Consider the following 19193-nt stretch of genomic DNA (forward strand, 5'->3'; position numbering starts at 1 on the left):
AATTGTGATAAGATGTTTAATTAAAATTTTTTATGAAGTTGCAATTGTTCACTGTGGTTTGCCGCATGAACTATAGGGGATCGTAAACCAGAAAGTAGAACCTTCTCCTTCTACTGAATCTACACCAATTGATCCGTCTAACTTTGAAATTATGGTTTTAGCAATAGAAAGTCCCAACCCTGTTCCCTTTTTATCCTTGTTTAATTTTACAAAGCGTTCGAATACATTCGGTAACTTTTCAGCCGAGATCCCAATTCCGGTATCAGTGACATGGAAATAAAGTTCGTTTTCTTTGGCTTCGTAGCCAATGCAGATACTTCCTTCTTTTGTAAATTTGATAGCATTGGTCATGAAATTGGCGAGTACTTGTGAGATGCGGTTGTGGTCTGTTTGTATCAGACAGGAGGGGAGAGGAGTCTCTGTCAATATCTTTACGTTTTCTCCGGTTTCTGCTATTCTCATCTGGAAAAGTTGTTGTAACTCGGAAATTAACTGATTGATATCCACTTTGGTATGTACGAATTCGAGAGTTCCTGCTTCTATTTTCGACATATCCAGAATATCGTTGATTAGTTGTAATAGCAGTTCGGCATTCGTCTTGATTATTTTTTGATATTGTGCCTTGTCTTCTGCATTATTGGTCGCTTCCAGAATTTCAGAAAATCCCATGATAGCATTTAGCGGAGTACGTATTTCATGACTCATGTTTGCTAGAAATACAGATTTTGAAATATCGGCTTTTTCGGCTTTATTTTTAGCTTGTACTAATGCTTTTTCTATTTGTTTTTGATGAGTGACATCATGTACGGTAATTACCATTTTTTCTTTTTCGTCAAACAGAAGATATGCTCCGGAGATAATAGCATCACATTCAACAGTTTCGCTATCCGATGTAACTACATTTAAAGTTGCTTCTAAATTGGTAAAACTCTTTTTCTGATCGAAAGCCTCTTGAATGGCGTGGCGTATTGGACAAGTACCACAATAAACATGTGTACCACAGCTCCTACGGCAGATAGTGCGTTGCGGCATTGCAATAAATCGCCGACTCTTTTTCTGTCCAGACTTTCCAATACTCCTGTTAGTTGGTAATAATTGGTTTCTTGTACTTTAAAATCATTATCTATCAATAAAATAAAAGCATGTACATTTCTTAATATAGCGTTCGTAATATGGTGGGTATGCCTCAACTCTTTGGCGTCTTGGAGTAATTGCTGCTGCATGTAAAGGCGTTTTCTTCGTTCCCACAAGAGAATGCTTAGCAGGACGAGACATATGGCAATGAAGATAAATAGCAATGTTGTGTGCATGATGTATTTTGTTCGGGATGTGATTACAAAGATACCTTTTTCCTTTTTATAAAAAAAGGAATCTGAACAATTTGCTTATATTTGTGTTATATTATATAGAAAACCAATAAAAAACGAACAGTATGAGAAAATACATTTGCACGGTTTGCGACTACATTTATGATCCTGAACAAGGCGATCCGGATGGTGGAATTGATCCAGGTACAGCGTTTGAAGATATTCCAGATGATTGGGTATGTCCTCTTTGCGGAGTAGGTAAAGAAGATTTCGAACCGTATGAAGAATAAAAGAGAGAAATAAAGATTCTGTGAATTGAATTGGTCGGGTATGTATGGATAACATATCCGACCATTTTTATCAAGTAGTTTTGAATATTATTTTGCTGCTTGTCCTTTCAATAAAAGTCTTTGCTAAAAAAACAATGCGCTTATTTATAAATGTATATATAAAAACAGGGTGTTCGGAAACGGACACCCTGTTTTTATGTAAAATGAGAAATTCATTATTCCATTATTAAATTAAGGGATTTTTTTCTCTTTCACATCACTACTCGCTTCCACCACATTAACCACATAGTCACCGAGCTTTTCACATTCGGCAATAATATCCATGTAGTAAACTCCCATTTGATAATCATATTCTTTGTTGTTTACATCCAGAATATTCTGATTTTTCAGTTGGTTGCGGTAGTTATTAATTTCATTCTCAATATTAAAAGATTTATTGATATCAATGCTTTGATGTTCCGGTTTTTCTACCACTACAATCATTTGTGAAAGAGCATCGCTTGTTAGTTTCATCATAAAATGAATATGCTCATATTGTTTTTCCGTAAAGTCTTGGTTGGTTTGACGTTTCCGGTTGATGGTACGTGCCAGATTGTAACAACTATCACCAATACTTTCAATTTCAGTAACTTCACGTAGCATGGCGCGAATCTGCAACTTACTTTCAGAGCTTAACCGTCCTTCGGAAACTTGATTCAGATAATTGGCTATTTCTAACTCCATGTTGTCACTGATATTTTCGTATTTCTCTACTCTACTGAATAACTTATTGAAGTCGTCATCTTTTTCGGTATGTAGCAGATCTTGAACCATTCCAAACATACGATGAGTACGTTCAGCAAACAGATGAATCTCCTTACGTGCTTGGAGAATAGAGAGTTCTGCCGTAGAAAGCATACCACCTGTGATAAACCGGAGACGTGGCTCTTCGTCTTCATCTTTCAGATGTATTAAAGCACATACGGTGCGTTCTATGAATTTTACAGCCCAAATCAATATAAATACATTACAGATATTGAAGATGGAATGGAAAGCGGATAATTTATAAGATATAGCCACTTCAGGATTACTTGTCTGAAAGAATGTATCTACAACCCAGTTTACGAACTGCATAAAAGGATGGAAGATAATCAACACCCAGATGACGCCAAACACATTAAAAACAAAATGGGCCAATGCTGCTCGCTTAGCCTGTGTGTTGGCTGTTAATGCAGCAAGATTGGCCGTGATCGTAGTTCCGATATTTTCACCTAATACTAGTGCTGCTCCCAGTTCGAGGCTGATCCAACCGTTGGCACACATAATTAAAGTAATTGCCATGGTAGCCGCTGAGGCTTGCACGATCATGGTCAGAATAGTACCGATGAATAAGAACAGTAAAACAGAGAAGAATCCCATGTCTGTGTAGTTCTGTACAAAAGCGAGCATTTCCGGGTTGGAGTTTAAGTCGGGTGCATTTGCTTTCAGATAAGAAAGCCCCATGAAAAGAAAAGAAAAACCGAAAATGAATTCACCTATGGATTTACGGTTGCTCTTGCCCGAGAAGATAAGTGGCAAGGCGATGGCCAGAAGAGGAAGGGCGAAAGCAGCCATATCAACTTTAAATCCAAAAATAGAGATAATCCAAGCAGTAACTGTAGTACCGATATTGGCTCCCATAATTACGCTGATAGATTCAGCCAGAGTCAGTAATCCGGCATTAACGAAACTCACGACCATGACCGTCGTTGCTGATGAAGATTGGATAAGGGCTGTGATTAACACTCCTGTTAATACTCCCGTTACCCGGTTGGTGGTCATTGCCGTCAGAATACTTCGTAGCCTGTCACCCGCGACTTTTTGCAAGCCCTCACTCATTATTTTCATTCCGTATAGGAAGAGTCCTAATGAACCTATGAGCTTTAAAAAATCATAAAAAGAATATTCCATCTATAATAATTTTAGTAGTTGTTTGTTCTCTATCTGATTAATATAATGTATATTTAGTCCCACATATTCACCTTTAAACGAACAACGATGAAACAGATGTTACAAATATGTTGCAAAAATAATAATATTTATAAAGAATTCCCTATCGGAAGCTCACTCTTGGATATTTATTACGGTTTTAATCTTAATTTTCCTTATCAGGTAGTTAGTGCCAAAGTGAACAATCGTTCCGAAGGACTTAACTTCAGAGTTTATAATAATAAAGACGTAGAGTTTCTCGATGTACGTGATCAGTCGGGTATGCGTACGTATGTCCGATCCTTATGCTTTGTCCTGTATAAAGCCGTTACAGAGCTATTTCCGCAAGGGAAACTGTATGTAGAACATCCGGTGTCTAAAGGCTATTTCTGTAATTTGCGTATCGGTCGCCCTATTGAACTGGAGGACGTAACGCGCATCAAAAGGAGGATGCAGGAAATTGTAGAGGAAAACATCTCTTATCACCGGGTTGAGTGCCATACGGCTGAGGCTGTACGCGTATTCAGTGAACGGGGAATGAATGATAAAGTGCGATTACTCGAAACATCCGGTTCTATTTATACCTACTATTATACATTAGGCGATACAGTAGATTACTATTACGGAAACCTTTTGCCAAGTACCGGTTATCTGAAACTATTCGATATTGTGAAATATTACGATGGGTTACTTTTGCGTATTCCGAGTAAAGAGAATCCGGAAGTATTGGAAGACGTGGTTAAACAGGAAAAAATGTTGGAGGTATTTAAGGAACATCTCAATTGGAGTTATATCATGGGACTTAACAATGCCGGTGATTTTAATCTTGCATGCGAAGTGGGGCATGCTACGGATTTGATTAATGTGGCAGAGGCTTTGCAAGAAAAGAAAATAGCTCAGATAGCCGATACGATTTTTCATCGGGGAGAGAATGGAAACAGGGTGAAACTTGTGTTGATTTCCGGTCCTTCTTCTTCCGGAAAAACCACCTTTAGTAAGCGACTTTCGATACAATTGATGACAAATGGGTTGAAACCGTTTCCGATTTCATTGGATAATTACTTTGTAGACCGAGAAGATACTCCGTTGGATGAACATGGGAATTATGATTATGAATCTTTGTATGCGCTCGATTTGGATCTGTTTAATCGGCAGTTGCAAGCTTTGCTTCGTGGAGAGGAAGTGGAATTACCTCGTTTTAACTTTGCACTTGGTAAGAAAGAATTCAAAGGCGATAAACTGAGAATTGAAGAAAATACAATTTTGATTTTAGAAGGAATTCATGCTTTGAACCCGGAACTGACTCCTCATATACCCAATGAGAAGAAATTTAAGATATATGTATCTGCTTTGACTACCATCTCATTGGATGATCACAACTGGATTCCTACCACAGATAACCGATTGTTGCGCCGTATTATTCGTGACTTTAATTATCGGGGCTATTCTGCTCGTGAGACAATTTCTCGCTGGCCTAGTGTACGTGCCGGAGAAGATAAATGGATATTTCCTTATCAGGAAAATGCAGATGTAATGTTTAATTCCGCTTTACTATTTGAGTTTGCAGTGTTACGTTTGCATGCTGAACCTATTTTGACGGGTGTACCCCGTAATTGCCCGGAATATTGCGAGGCATATCGCTTGCTGAAGTTCATTAAGTATTTTGTTCCGGTGCAGGATAAAGAAATTCCACCGACATCGCTACTTCGGGAATTCTTGGGAGGAAGTAGTTTTAAATATTAGGTAAAGAAAAATGTTCTCAAATGAATTAGCAAAAGGTATATTATTTAGGATTATTTTTTACCTTTGCAGTAGAAACAAATACTATGATTTATGAAAATATGGTCTTTATTTTGGGTTATTATTTTTAGTATCAGTACAATAACTAAAGCAGAAGAAGTCTCTGACAGAGCGACGGAATTGATGAAAATGGGACAAAGTAGTCTTGAACAAAAAGAATATGTCAAGGCACGCTATCTTTTTAAACAAGCATATTCTGCATTTTCTTCTCGTGGAAATTATGAAAAAGCCGTTCAATGCGGGATTCAAACTGCTGAGCTCTATGTTCGGGAGAACTATTATAAGGAAGCATTTGAGCTTTGTCGGGATATGAATCAGTTGATTGCGACTGGTGCAGAAAAGTTACATAAACCTTTTTATGACTTACAATTTCTAGTCACCAAAGAAAGGTTGAAAATGTATATCAAACTGAAAGCTACTGCACAAGCTAAGGAGCAATTGGCTAAGTTGGATGAAATAGCCGGTTTGGCAAAAACTGATTCTTTGAGTGAGGAACTTCTGTACATTCAGGCTGAGTACTATTATACATTTGGACTTAATGCTCAGGGAGATGCATGTTTCCGAAAGCTTATCAGTCAATATAAAGAAAAGAAGAATTACGAGAAAGTAAACGAGTGTTATCGGAATTTGATAGAAATCTCCAAGAAATCAAATAATACTGCATTGGCTTGTCGTACTTACGAGAATTTTATATTGTGGACAGACTCGGTTAAAGCATTGACTGCACAGGATGAACTTAATGTTCTTAAAAGAAAGAACGAGGAAAGTTTGAATATTATTACAGAGAAGGATGACTCTTTAGCTGTGAAACAATATATAATAATAGGACTTGGTATATTTGCCGCTGTACTTATTGCTGGCTTGATCCTGCTTGCTGTTATTTGGCTTCGTTGTGTCGTTAACAATAAGAAATTAAAGAAAAGTATAAAGGTTGCCAATGAGCATAATGAATTAAAGACGCAGTTTATTACCAATATCTCGGCACAGATGGCACCGGCTTTGGATACGTTGGAAACTTCGGCTGGGCGTATCTCTGAAAAAGCATTGCAGGAGGGACAACAAATGCAATTGCAGGTAGCTTCATTGAAGAAATTCAGTGATGATATACAGGAACTCTCCTCTTTGGAAAACTCGCTGACAGAAATATATGAGTTGCGTGAAGTCAATGTCTGTACATTTAGTGAAGCGGTTATGGCAAAGATTTCAGGATTATTGCAACCGGGAGTTACTTCAGTAGTGAATGCTGCCAAATTGCAAATAAAAACGAATCCTGAACAGTTAGAACGAATTTTAATTCATTTGTTGAAAAATGCTGCTTACTATACTTCCGAAGGTAAAATAATACTTGATTTCAAGAAAAGGGGAGCACATACACATCAGTTTATAGTGACTGATACTGGTTGTGGAATTCCTGAAGAACTGAAGGAGAATCTCTTTAAACCTTTTGCTGAAATAAAGGATCTGACACAAGGTGACGGGCTGGGATTGCCAATCTGTTCTCTGCTTGCTACTAAAATGAATGGAAGTCTGACACTGGATACTACCTACACCAAAGGAAGTCGGTTTGTATTGGAATTACATGTTTGATTGAAAAATAAAACTGATTAATGGTATAGGGACTATTTCAAAAGTTTCAAAGTACTTTGATATTTATCGTATTTCGATAAATAATTATCGTTTTTCTTTTGAATATTACCAGAAATATGTATTTTTGCTGGTAGAAAAGGAATCTTAAAGATAAACGATTATGGGAATAAAATTAAAATTCAAAGGATTAAAAAGTAAGTATGCCGGAGTTGGAATCGTAGTATTCATTGCTGCTTTAACTATTCTGCAATGTCTTGTTTACAGTATCGGGATTTTTAAAGAATTGCATAACAGTACAGTAAATTATGCATCAGTAGGAATATTAGTTTGTAATATCGTATGTTTGCTTTTTATTTGCATACAGATTTTCCGTATCGACAGCCGTAATTTATTGACTAAAAAGACGGCTGGAATTGTAACAAGTTGCGGTATAATTATTATTTTATGTATGTTAATTCGTGGGCGTCTGTTCGATCATACTATTGAAGCGGTAACAATACAGACATATACAGTTTATCAGGATTGGTTATTAATTTATGTAATTGGTTTCTTAATGATATTCCTTGGAAGTATCATAAGAAAAGCTGTAAATATTAAGGAAGAGAATGATTTAACTGTTTAATTGATGATGCTATGCCTATTATAGTAAATTTGGATGTGATGATGGCAAAGCGGAAAATTTCGCTTAGCGAGTTAGCGGAAAGAATAGATCTGACTCTTGCGAATTTGTCTATTTTGAAGACAGGAAAAGCTAAGGCAATACGCTTTTCTACTTTAGAGTCTATTTGTGAAGAGTTAAATTGTCAGCCGGGAGATATATTGGAATATCGACCTGAATAATTGGGCAAGGTAATTGTTTTCGGCAGAATGAGCCTATCATGTAAAAAGCGATTAAAGAGTATTTCTTATAGCGGGAAATACTTTTTAATCGCTTTTACATGGTAATTCTTGTTTTTTATCTCAATGTCTCCACTTCTTCCGGTGTTAAAGGAATCTTTTTGCCCAGACGACGTGCGCCGGTTTCTGTAATCAGATAATCTTCCTCGTTGCGAATACCACCAAAATCTTTGTAAGTTTCTACTTTATCATAATTGATGAAGTCGGTAAACTTCCTTTCTGCCTTCCACATATCAATCAATTCGGGAATAAAGTAAATACCCGGTTCAACGGTATGCACAAATCCTGGTTCTAGTGGAATGGCCAAACGTTGTGACTTGCGACCGAATTGTGTACTCTTGGGTTGTCCGTTATAACCTACCCAAAGTTCTCCCAGATTTTCCATATCATGAACATCCAGTCCCATCATGTGTCCCAATCCGTGGGGATAAAACAATGCGTGAGCTCCTTCATGGACCGCATCATTCGTATTACCTTTCATTAATCCGAGTGTTTTCATTCCGTCTACCATAACATGTGCGGACAATTCATATACATCCATATATGGAATGCCCGGACGAAGAGCTTTTACTGACTCCAGATGCATGGCATTTTGAATCTCATAGATTTCACGCTGACGGGCTGTGAATTTCTTGTCGGCAGGGATGGTAGATGACATATCCCCGGCATATCCCGATTCCACTTCCGCACCGGCATCGATCAAGAATAAATCACCCGGTTTAACTTTATTGCCATGGTAATGATTATGTAAAGTCTGACCATTGATCGTAGCAATTGTTGCAAAAGAAAGTTCGCAGTTGTTTGCTTCCGCAACCCGATTCATTTCTGCTACTACTTCATATTCATACATTCCTGGACGGAGCACTTTCATGGCGGTAATGTGCATATCTGCGGTAACATCACAAGCCTTTTCTATTTCTACGATTTCTTCTTCCGATTTATAACTACGTTGAGCGATTACGGCACGAATAAAAGGGATAGAACCTTCCTGAGATGCAGGAGGAATACCTAACCAATCCATCAATTTCAACTTATGTTCGGGACGGTAAGGGGGTAAATAGTGAATTATTTTTCCTTTTTGCACACATTTGTCTAGGTAGTTTGCAATTTCAGCGGATGGCATTATTTCTTTAATCCCAACCCGTTCACATTTTTCATGTAGAGTAGGTTGTGATCCCATCCACACAATAGCATCAATAGATAATTCATCACCAAATATGATTTCTTTATCATTGTCGATGTCAATGATAGCCGAAAGACCGGCACACGATAGCCCGAAATAATAAAGAAAAGTTGAATCCTGACGATAGCGGAAAGTGTTGTCTTCATAATTCAGCCCACATTCATCGTTACCTATAAATAATAATACTCCGGAGCCTAATTTCTTTTTCAGCAGGGCTCTGCGCTGCATATAGGTTTCTTTGGCAAACATACTGTCCTAATTTTAAGTTCGTGCAACAAAGATAAGGAATTTTGTGTTATAGGATTAAAAATAATCCCTGTAATCTGTGTAATCTGTAGTTAAAAAGTTACTTTTGTAGCGATAAACAGTAGAAAGCAAAAATAAATATGGCACAAGGTTCCCGTCAAATACAATCGCAGGCGCAACAGCAGATACAAACGCTCTCGCCCCAGCAGATTCTGGTCGTGAAATTGTTGGAACTTCCCGCAGTAGAACTGGAGGACCGTATCCATGCTGAGCTATTGGAAAATCCAGCACTTGAAGAGGGTAAAGAAGAGACTGCTACGGACGATTATGCCGATGGCGATTCTTCGGAAGATGGAATGGATAATGAAACTAACGATTACGATTCTTTGAGCGATTATCTGACCGAAGATGATATTCCCGACTATAAACTTCAGGAGAACAACCGTTCGAGAGATGAACAGGCGGAAGATATCCCGTTTTCCGATTCCACTTCTTTTTATGAAATTCTGAAAGAACAGTTGCGTGAACGTAACCTGACCGAACATCAGTGTGAACTGGTTGAGTATCTGATCGGTTCGCTGGACGATGACGGTTTGTTGCGTAAATCTTTGGAAAGTATAGGTGACGAATTAGCTATCTATGCCGGTATCGAATCTACTGAAGAGGAACTGGAAGAAGCATTGTGCATCTTGCAAGACTTTGATCCGGCTGGTATCGGTGCCCGTTCGCTTCAGGAATGCTTATTGATACAGATCCGACGTAAAAAAGAGGAGGATAAGAACTCTGATCCGCTGTTGGAACTGGAAGAACGCATAATTGAGGATTGCTACGAGGAGTTTACCCGGAAACATTGGGAAAAGATGATAAAGAAGTTGGATGTGGATGAGGATGAATTTAAAGAAGCAATTTCAGAGATTACTAAGCTGAATCCACGTCCGGGTGCTTCGTTGGGAGAGACTATCGGAAGAAACTTGCAACAAATTGTTCCGGACTTTATCGTGGAAACATACGATGACGGGACGATTAATCTTAGTCTGAATAACCGGAATGTTCCTGAACTTCGTATGAGTCGTGATTTTACTGAAATGGTGGAAGAACATACCAAAAACAGAGCGAATCAATCTAAGGAATCCAAAGAAGCCATGATGTTTCTTAAACAGAAGATGGATGCGGCACAGGGATTTATTGATGCCATAAAACAGCGTCAGAATACATTGATGACTACCATGCAGGCGATCATTGATCTGCAGCGTTCTTTCTTTCTCGAAGGTGATGAGTCATTGTTGAAACCGATGATCCTGAAAGATGTTGCTGAAAGAACAGGGTTGGATATTTCGACTATCTCTCGTGTGAGCAACAGTAAATATGCGCAGACCAATTTCGGTATCTATCCGCTGAAGTTCTTCTTTAGTGATGGTTATACAACAGAAGACGGAGAGGAAATGTCAGTTCGTGAAATCCGTAAGATTCTGAAAGAATGTATTGACGGTGAAGACAAGAAGAAACCGCTGACAGATGATGAACTGGCGGATATACTAAAAGAAAAAGGATATCCCATAGCTCGCCGGACGGTAGCTAAATATCGTCAGCAATTGAATATACCTGTAGCGCGACTTAGAAAATAACTCATAAATCAAAATAAAGTTAGAGATGATGGATAAAGAGAAAGAACATATCATAGCAGATAAGACTATGTTGCGGGTAGCACGCATTACTTCAATGGTGTTTACCCCGTTTTCCATACCGTTTCTGTCATTTCTGGTATTATTTCTGTTTTCTTATTTGCGCATTATGCCATTACAGTACAAATTGATTGTGCTGGGTGTTGTTTATTGCTTTACCATATTGACGCCTACTATTACTATTTTTCTGTTTCGCAAGATCAACGGTTTTGCCAGTCAGGAATTAAGTGAACGTAAGAAAAGGTATATACCTATTCTGTTAACGATCATTTCGTATGTATTCTGTCTGTTGATGATGCGACGGTTGAATATACCTTGGTATATGACAGGCATAATACTTGCTTCTCTAGTTGTATCTGTGATTTGCATTATTGTAAACATAAAATGGAAGTTGAGTGAACACATGGCAGGAATGGGTGGGATTATCGCAGGATTGATATCTTTTAGTGCTCTTTTCGGTTATAATCCGGTGGCATGGTTATGTTTGTTTATTCTGATAGCAGGAATACTGGGCTCTGCACGTATTGTGTTGGGACACCATTCTTTGGGTGAGGTGCTTTTCGGCTTTATTATAGGTTTTCTATGCGCCTTTGTGATTCTTCATCCGGTGTATAATTTATTATTCCGAATCTTATTATTTTAAAACAGTATAAATCCTAAAAAACTAATTATTATGAATTTTCCACAGAATTTGAGGTATACGAACGAACATGAGTGGATTCGTGTAGAGGGAGATATTGCTTACGTAGGTATAACAGACTATGCTCAAGACCAATTAGGAGACATTGTATTTGTTGATATTCCTACTGTAGGAGAATCGCTTGAAGCAGGCGAATCTTTTGGTACGATTGAGGTAGTGAAGACTATTTCCGATCTTTTCTTGCCGGTGGAAGGCGAAGTGCTCGAACAGAATGAAGCACTGGAAGAAAATCCAGAACTGGTGAATAAAGATCCTTATGGTGAAGGCTGGCTGATTAAGATGAAACCGGTTGAACTGAAAGATGTGGAAAATTTGTTGGATGCAGAAGCATATAAAGCAGTTGTGAACGGATAAACTCCTTGCAACTATAGCGCATTGATAACAATTTGTAACTAGTATATAATATGAATCCAATTGTAAGTATCATCATGGGTAGTACGTCCGACCTTCCTGTTATGGAGAAGGCTGCACAACTGCTCAATGATATGCATGTACCGTTCGAAATGAACGCTCTTTCCGCTCACCGTACTCCGGAAGCAGTGGAAGAATTTGCGAAAAATGCCCGTACTCGTGGCGTAAAAGTGATTATTGCTGCTGCAGGAATGGCTGCCGCTCTTCCCGGTGTAATAGCGGCAAACACTACATTGCCGGTGATCGGAGTGCCTGTTAAAGGATCTGTACTTGATGGTGTAGATGCGCTTTATTCAATCATCCAAATGCCTCCTGGAATTCCTGTGGCTACGGTAGCTATTAATGGGGCTATGAATGCCGCTATTCTGGCTATTCAGATGCTTGCGTTGAGTAATGAGGAATTGGCAAAAGCGTTTGCTTCTTACAAAGAAGGGTTAAAGAAGAAGATTGTAAAAGCAAACGAGGAATTGAAGGAAGTTAAGTACGAATATAAAACCAATTAAATGGATTTATTCAATTACTCCCGAAGGGAAACATCTGAAGTAAATATTGGGGCCGTTCCTTTGGGCGGTCCCAATTCTATTCGTATCCAGTCGATGACAAATACATCTACGATGGATACGGAGGCTTGTGTGGAACAAGCTAAAAGAATTGTTGATGCCGGCGGTGAGTATGTCCGCCTGACTACGCAAGGTATCAAAGAAGCTGAGAATCTGATGAATATCAATATTGGCTTGAGAAGTCAGGGATATATGGTCCCGTTGGTAGCTGATGTTCATTTCAATCCGAGAGTAGCCGATGTAGCTGCCTTATATGCGGAGAAGGTACGTATCAATCCGGGTAACTATGTAGATGCAGCCCGTACTTTTAAAAAACTGGAATATACCGATGAAGAGTACGCGCAGGAGATACAAAAGATACGCGACCGGTTTGTGCCGTTCTTGAATATCTGTAAAGAAAATCATACCGCTATTCGTATCGGAGTGAATCATGGTTCCTTATCAGACCGCATCATGTCGCGTTATGGAGACACTCCTGAGGGGATGGTAGAATCCTGTATGGAGTTTTTGCGTATTTGCGTGGAGGAACAATTTACGGATGTAGTGATTTCGATCAAAGCTTCCAATACGGTCGTAATGGTGAAGACAGTCAGATTACTTGTTGCCGTAATGGAACAGGAAGGAATGTTTTTCCCATTACATCTTGGCGTGACGGAAGCTGGAGATGGAGAGGACGGACGTATTAAATCCGCATTAGGAATCGGTGCACTGTTAAGTGATGGATTGGGGGATACTATACGTGTATCTTTGAGTGAAGCACCCGAAGCGGAAATTCCTGTTGCCCGTAAATTGGTGGATTATGTACTGTTGAGGCAGAATCATCCCTATGTTCCGGGGGCAGAAGCACCGGGATTTAATTACTTGTCTCCTTCGCGTCGGAAAACACGTGCCGTTCGTAATATTGGAGGAGAACATTTACCGGTGGTTATTGCCGACCGTATGGACGGGAAGACAGAGGTAAATCCTCAGTTTACTCCTGATTATATTTATGCGGGAAGGTCCTTACCTGAACAACGTGAAGTGGGCGTGGAATATATCCTTGATGCTGATGTCTGGAACGGTGAAGCCGGGACGTGGCCGGCATTCAATCATGAACAATTGCCATTCATGGGAACATGCAATGCTGAACTGAAATTCTTGTTTATGCCTTACATGGCGCAGACGGATGAAGTGATTGCTTGCCTGAAAGTTCATCCGGAAGTCGTTATTGTTTCTCAAAGTAATCATCTGAACCGATTAGGTGAGCATCGTGCATTGGTACATCAGTTGATGACAGAAGATTTGCAGAATCCGGTTGTATTCTTCCAGCATTATGCGGAAAATAATGCGGAAGATCTGCAGGTTAAATCGGCAGTGGATATGGGAGCTTTGATCTTTGATGGGCTTTGCGACGGGATATTTTTGTTTAATCAGGGTAGTTTGAGCCATGCTGTGATTGATGCAACTGCTTTTGGTATTTTGCAAGCTGGGCGTACCCGCACTTCTAAGACGGAATATATTTCTTGTCCTGGTTGCGGTCGTACACTTTATGATTTGGAAAAGACGATTGCACGTATTAAGGCAGCTACCTCTCATCTGAAAGGTTTGAAGATCGGTATTATGGGATGTATCGTGAATGGTCCCGGTGAAATGGCCGACGCTGATTATGGTTATGTAGGCGCAGGTCGTGGTAAAATCAGCTTTATAAAGGAAAAGTATGTGTAGAAAAAATATTCCGGAAGAAGAGGCTGTAGAGCGGTTATTGGAATTTATCCGGAATGATCGCAAAGAGATGGAACTTTAATTAGAATATTTTATTGTTAAGACAGGAATTGCCTTAAGTATGCTTATGGTAATTCCTGTCTTTTTTTTATTGATATATGTGCCTAAAAGGCTGTAATGAAATAGATATATTTAAAGAAAAAGTAATTATGGAAGATGAATTTAACTATCAAGCAGTGCCCTATGGATATACCCATTGCTTCAACACCCACTGTCCGAAAGGAGAGAAATGTTTGCATCATTTGGTAGCGATGCATAGTACCAACCAGTATCCTACGTTGTCGGTGGTTAATCCGAACTGTATTCCGGAAGATGCGAATTCCTGCCCTTCCTTCCACCCGATACGGAAGATACGTGTGGCTTGGGGAATCAAGCATTTGTTGGATAATGTACCTCATAAAGATGCGGACTCCCTTAAACGTATGATGCTCAATCATTTCGGACGAGGAGTGTATTATCGTTTCTATCGTAAGGAGAAATTTATTGCTCCGGAACAGCAGGAATATATACAACGTATTTTCCGTCAGAAAGGAATAACTGATCAACCTATATTTGACTCCTACACAGAAGAATTTGAATGGTAATTATCTGCCATCTTACACTGATATGCTGTTAATAGGTTGATTATTAGTTAGTAAATGGTGTGCAAGATACGTGTTGCAGATGTGTGCAAGATCCTTTATCTTACACACATCTGTTTTTTTTATGCAATCCTTGTAACGTGATAAAGAGTTCCGCGCCGGGAGCGTTTGCTAGGTATTTCATGTTTGTGGAGTACTCTCCCGAATATGCTTACCCGCTTGTTGGACAATGGGATAGCACTGTTTCCTTTGACTTCCTCCAGAATTTCTGCCGGTGATAACCATTCACCCTCTTTTTCTTCCGGGGCAGGGCGGAAATAACGATAAAACAATTGTTCTTCGAGCGACTGTTGCTCAAACTCACGGTTATTTTCGGTCATGATCCGCTCTTCGTTTTGGTCGAACCAGTAACGTTCGCCATGATCCAGTTCATACATCGCTTGTGCGTAAAGCTGTTCGTAATCGATGGCATGACTGGTATCTATTGTCTCCGTTACTTCGATACAGATAAAACGGCGGCTCCCTGACGGATCGGTCAGCAAATCCTTTTGATTGCTTGTGGCAATGAATGAAGCATAGCGGCGCATCTCTAATACTGCAGTTCCGTAAGGTTTACGCATATTTACTACTGGTTTTTGGAGAATATGTTTCAAAAATCCCTGTTGTGTATCGCTGATTTGATCAAATTCGTCAATATTAATCAACGCAAAGCGATTGAGAGATAACTCTGCATCTCTTTTTCGTGAAAAGTCGATGCTGTCTGTATAATAGGCTCGTATGGCAGGTGGAATAATACTCCGGCAAAATGTAGATTTACGCGTACCTTGAGCCCCGACCAATAAAGGAGATACATTGTTCGCATATTTTTTATCGGTTCCACGCCAATGAATTACCATGCTCAGAAACCAGCGGTGGAACAATTCTACCCAATACTGGTTCTGGCAGGGTACTGTTTGTGCCATTTCCCGGATACGGTCTTTGCGATCCCATGTTGGTAGATGATAAAGAAAATCTTCTAACGGGTTGAAAACCGGTACTCGGTTGGAGTAGATATATCGGCTGATGTCTCTGTCCCATAGTGGAATACCTTCGCTTTGTGCATCTAAGGCAATGCTGTTCAGTGCTCGTTTGTCAATTGGATTGAAATGAAAGCGGAATGAGTTCCGTTCACGATATTCTACTTCGCCTATCTGTGTGTTATAACGAAAGTCGTAGCGTCTTTTCATAAACTCCTCTGTTTGTAGCGCTAACAATTGTTCTTTTTTCAGTCCGTTTTGTTTACCGAAACCATTATAGTTATCATATATGTTTCTTATTAATTGGCGAATCAACGTTTCCTGACGGCGCAAGTAAAAGTGGAAAATGGTACGTTTCACTGTTTCTTCTTCCGGAATTCCCGAATGAAAACAGTTGATGGCGAGTTGTGTCACTAATGCTTGGAAGTCTTCTTCTCTAGGAAGTGCACCGTTGTTTTCTGCTTCATGGATTTCTTCCCGTGTTTTTCTCAATGCTGCTTCGAAAAGCATAAATACTGTATTTTCGGTATCATAACCGGGTACGGCTCGTGTTAATGGTGACTTTTCGGAATGTAGTGTTTCCTGATAGGACATTTCTTCGGGCATTCTTGTCGGTTGAGATAAATAAAAAGGTACAGCGTCTGGTCTGTACAATAGTTCCGGGTCGTAAGATAATCGTGAAAATTGTTCCAGCGTCGGCTCTTTCGGTAATATGTTGAAGGGGAGTTGAGGCTGATAACATTTTACGGCAAGCCGATAGGCATGTGCGTGGAATACTTCTGCTTCTTCCTTTTTCTGTGGAAGCGACTGATCCGGTCGGGTGAACCGTGTCCAGATTTTCACTGTCTTTCCGCTGGAACCGGTGAAAACACAATAGGTTTGTGGCTGTTGCCAAGCCTGTTGCTTTACTAGTGTGATTTCTGATTTGCCTGCTAGCGGACCTACTGTTATTTCTACTATTCCATTATAATTTTTCAACTGTTTTCCGGCTTTTGTCCTACGGAATTCTGCAGCGGGAAGAATCTTGGGTAACTTATCTGCATCGTAACAACGTGTATCGGGCAGGGCATATCGTAACATTTCTCTGAATGTAGATACCGGTTGTGGCTTTGTCTCAGTTAGTGTCTTTTCTATCCATGTTTCTATATCCAGGGTAGTTACTGCAGTCGTTTTATCCTTATCTCTTAATTGTGTGACTTTCATTATTGTTTATTTTAAATATCCTATAAAGGTAGCTATACTTGCTCGGTCTGACAATAAAAAGTAAGGTTTTATTTGTTATTTCCTGCTTTTCTTTTGTTTCTTTCATCAGGTTATTAAGGCCTGACAATTGTTACAGCTCTTATCAATTCGTTGAACACTTTGTTTCAATCCTTTGAACACTTTGTTTTATACTGATAAAACATCCTGTTTTGATAGTTTGAACATTCTGTTTTAAGTATTAAGAACACTTTGTTATATAGCGAGAACACCTTATTACAAATAGGTAAACACATTGTTTCAAGCGTACGAACACACTGTTTTGTGTGTTGTTATGCTCCATTTATGTGGTGAATTCTTTTGAAATTAATAGGTGTGTAGGATAATAGTATCTTGCACCTATCTGCAACAGCATCTGCAACGCTGTAATATGTTATCTACTAGATAAATAAGTAGATATTGTTGCAGATGCAAGATGTTTTGTATTTTACAAACTTATATGTAAGTAGTAGGTTTATTGAAATCTGTATGTGCTTTTATTCTTGCTGGAAACTTCTTATAGTTGGAAATATACTTTCTTCAACCACTGCACGCATCGCATGATGATGGATGTGTGTTTAGGGCTTTCCTGTTTTTCTATATGTTTCTTTGTTGCCTGTTCCTGTACCACCTGTTCTGTTTCATGCATTATTTCCAATTTGTACTTTGTATACCTCTTTTTCTCTTTTAAGATATATTTACTTGATCAGATAATTTCTTGTTTTCCAACTCTAGTTGGTGGTATTGTCTATCATAATCCAGAACCTTGTTTTTTAGCATATTCCGTTCATGTAACAGTTGAATATTGACAGACTCTTTCGCGGTGAAGGCTCCATTATTTACCTTTTTATTCAAATTCCATACAGCCCGATTGAACTCCTGTCCGGCTTGTTCGGGGCTCATACCATGGGCGGCTGCAACATCTTTTAATTTATGTCCGTTCAGGATCGAACAAAAGACTTCACGCTTTCTATCGTTAGTGATCTGTAATGATAACGCTTTTACTACCACCGGATATAAATTGAAACATTCACTCTGTAAACGAATGTATAATTCTGCTTCTTCGTATTTGAGCATCTCGCGTCGGATAGCTTTATCCGCATTTTGGATTAGTTTTTTAAGATTAGTTCTTTTAAGCTCCAACGTTTTTTCTAGGTCATCCATATCGTTTTTATTATTTTGATTGTCTTTTTAAATACGACTAGGTGTCTGTGTGTTCTCTCAAAAAATGGGGAGACTGGAAAAAGAAAGAGGCACAGGCGCTGTTGCCGTTTCACTATTTGTATAGAGGTGTTGGCCTTACCTTCCAGCAATAGTGATAAACAACAGACGTCCATGCCGATTTTATGTATAGGAATGCTATATAACAATTGGCATGGAATATCTGTTGTATCACTTCTCGCTGTTTTTAAAGGGCCAACTTTCTATACTGAGAAGTAATACGTTTATATTCCAATAATTATAAAAACTCCTTTCTCTTATGCTCACGTCGCGCTGATATGGGAAAAAGGTATATGCAAAGATAAGTATTTTTTCTAAAATCTATACGAAAAGGGAGCGTAAATCAATTGTTTACTCCTTTTAATAAAAGGAATTCAAATATTATATGTTGAATAACGGTGTTGTTGAACTGCATTTTGTTATTGTTGTACTTTATACAGTAATGATTATTATTTTATTTGTGTACTGGTTATGAGATAAATAATGGATGTGTTAGTACTTTTTTTATTCTTTATTATAAATATATAGGAAGTTATTGAACGGTTAGCTATTTTCTCTTTGCTATTTCCTTATGTAAGTGCTTGTTTTATAACTTTTCATCTTATTATACTTATTGTTTATTCTTTAGGATTGTATTAGTTAGTTAAACGATGTCAATACACTAACTTATTTATTATTTTGCGGAATATAGTTAGTATGTTTGTGCCATTCAATACTTTTTTAGTATAAATAAAAGAAAGGGGTGTTTGCTAGACGCAAACATAT

The 19193-nt window shown here is 38.7% G+C and carries 14 protein-coding genes and 2 pseudogenes; 11 read left to right on the forward strand and 5 right to left on the reverse strand.

The annotated features are described in order from the left end of the window. Nucleotides 1-48 precede the first annotated feature (48 nt). Nucleotides 49-1223 (reverse strand): annotated as a pseudogene (locus tag JCM17102_RS27350) (sensor histidine kinase). Between the two features lie 209 nt (nucleotides 1224-1432). Between JCM17102_RS27350 and rd the strand changes: the two are divergent. Further along, entirely contained in the window at nucleotides 1433-1597 is a 165-nt protein-coding gene (gene rd / locus JCM17102_RS11510; protein WP_025075222.1) for a rubredoxin, read from the forward strand. Nucleotides 1598-1828: 231 nt separating this feature from the next. Here rd and JCM17102_RS11515 read toward each other — a convergent pair whose 3' ends face one another. Further along, complete coding sequence (locus JCM17102_RS11515; RefSeq protein ID WP_025075223.1) at nucleotides 1829-3526, reverse strand: Na/Pi cotransporter family protein; 1698 nt, start codon at nucleotides 3524-3526, stop codon at nucleotides 1829-1831. Nucleotides 3527-3613: 87 nt separating this feature from the next. Here JCM17102_RS11515 and JCM17102_RS11520 point away from each other — a divergent pair, with 87 nt between their 5' ends. The 4 genes from JCM17102_RS11520 to JCM17102_RS11535 all read left to right on the forward strand — a co-directional run bounded on the left by JCM17102_RS11520 (nucleotide 3614) and on the right by JCM17102_RS11535 (nucleotide 7771). Beyond that, complete coding sequence (locus tag JCM17102_RS11520) at nucleotides 3614-5287, forward strand: nucleoside kinase (protein ID WP_025075224.1); 1674 nt, start codon at nucleotides 3614-3616, stop codon at nucleotides 5285-5287. 90 nt (nucleotides 5288-5377) lie between these two features. Then, a complete protein-coding gene (locus tag JCM17102_RS11525) occupies nucleotides 5378-6931 on the forward strand; it encodes an ATP-binding protein (RefSeq protein WP_025075225.1) in 1554 nt (517 codons plus the stop codon). 160 nt (nucleotides 6932-7091) lie between these two features. Next, nucleotides 7092-7553, forward strand: a complete 462-nt coding sequence (locus tag JCM17102_RS11530) for a hypothetical protein (protein ID WP_025075226.1) — start codon at nucleotides 7092-7094, stop codon at nucleotides 7551-7553. An 11-nt stretch (nucleotides 7554-7564) separates the two neighbouring features. Then, complete coding sequence (locus JCM17102_RS11535) at nucleotides 7565-7771, forward strand: helix-turn-helix domain-containing protein (protein WP_025075227.1); 207 nt, start codon at nucleotides 7565-7567, stop codon at nucleotides 7769-7771. A 115-nt stretch (nucleotides 7772-7886) separates the two neighbouring features. On the opposite strand, the gene JCM17102_RS11540 is transcribed toward JCM17102_RS11535, so the two are convergent. Next, a complete protein-coding gene (locus JCM17102_RS11540; protein WP_025075228.1) occupies nucleotides 7887-9260 on the reverse strand; it encodes an aminopeptidase P family protein in 1374 nt (457 codons plus the stop codon). A 137-nt stretch (nucleotides 9261-9397) separates the two neighbouring features. Between JCM17102_RS11540 and rpoN the strand changes: the two genes are divergently transcribed. The 6 genes and pseudogenes from rpoN (at nucleotide 9398) to JCM17102_RS11570 (ending at nucleotide 14955) form a co-directional block, all read left to right on the forward strand. Continuing rightward, complete coding sequence (gene rpoN, locus JCM17102_RS11545) at nucleotides 9398-10882, forward strand: RNA polymerase factor sigma-54 (RefSeq protein WP_025075229.1); 1485 nt, start codon at nucleotides 9398-9400, stop codon at nucleotides 10880-10882. 28 nt (nucleotides 10883-10910) lie between these two features. After that, nucleotides 10911-11582, forward strand: coding sequence for a phosphatase PAP2 family protein (locus tag JCM17102_RS11550; protein WP_025075230.1), 672 nt, complete (start codon nucleotides 10911-10913; stop codon nucleotides 11580-11582). Between the two features lie 30 nt (nucleotides 11583-11612). Next, nucleotides 11613-11993 (forward strand): glycine cleavage system protein GcvH, encoded by a 381-nt coding sequence (gene gcvH / locus JCM17102_RS11555; RefSeq protein ID WP_025075231.1) that lies wholly within the window; start codon nucleotides 11613-11615, stop codon nucleotides 11991-11993. Between the two features lie 50 nt (nucleotides 11994-12043). Continuing rightward, the gene (gene purE / locus JCM17102_RS11560; RefSeq protein WP_025075232.1) at nucleotides 12044-12553 is read left to right on the forward strand and encodes a 5-(carboxyamino)imidazole ribonucleotide mutase; all 510 of its coding nucleotides are present in this window, start codon (nucleotides 12044-12046) and stop codon (nucleotides 12551-12553) included. Continuing rightward, nucleotides 12554-14393: pseudogene (locus tag JCM17102_RS27355) on the forward strand (4-hydroxy-3-methylbut-2-en-1-yl diphosphate synthase). A gap of 127 nt (nucleotides 14394-14520) precedes the next feature. Continuing rightward, nucleotides 14521-14955 carry a DUF6078 family protein gene (locus tag JCM17102_RS11570; RefSeq protein ID WP_025075233.1) on the forward strand — a complete coding sequence of 145 codons (435 nt, stop codon included), beginning with the start codon at nucleotides 14521-14523 and terminating at the stop codon, nucleotides 14953-14955. 119 nt (nucleotides 14956-15074) lie between these two features. Here the strand turns inward: JCM17102_RS11570 and JCM17102_RS11575 are convergent, their stop codons facing one another. Continuing rightward, a complete protein-coding gene (locus tag JCM17102_RS11575; protein WP_025075234.1) occupies nucleotides 15075-17171 on the reverse strand; it encodes a BT4734/BF3469 family protein in 2097 nt (698 codons plus the stop codon). A gap of 723 nt (nucleotides 17172-17894) precedes the next feature. Then, nucleotides 17895-18371 (reverse strand): hypothetical protein, encoded by a 477-nt coding sequence (locus tag JCM17102_RS27360; RefSeq protein WP_081800214.1) that lies wholly within the window; start codon nucleotides 18369-18371, stop codon nucleotides 17895-17897. Nucleotides 18372-19193 lie beyond the last annotated feature (822 nt).

This window comes from Bacteroides faecichinchillae JCM 17102, assembly GCF_000614145.1.
In the GTDB taxonomy this organism is placed as follows: domain Bacteria; phylum Bacteroidota; class Bacteroidia; order Bacteroidales; family Bacteroidaceae; genus Bacteroides; species Bacteroides faecichinchillae.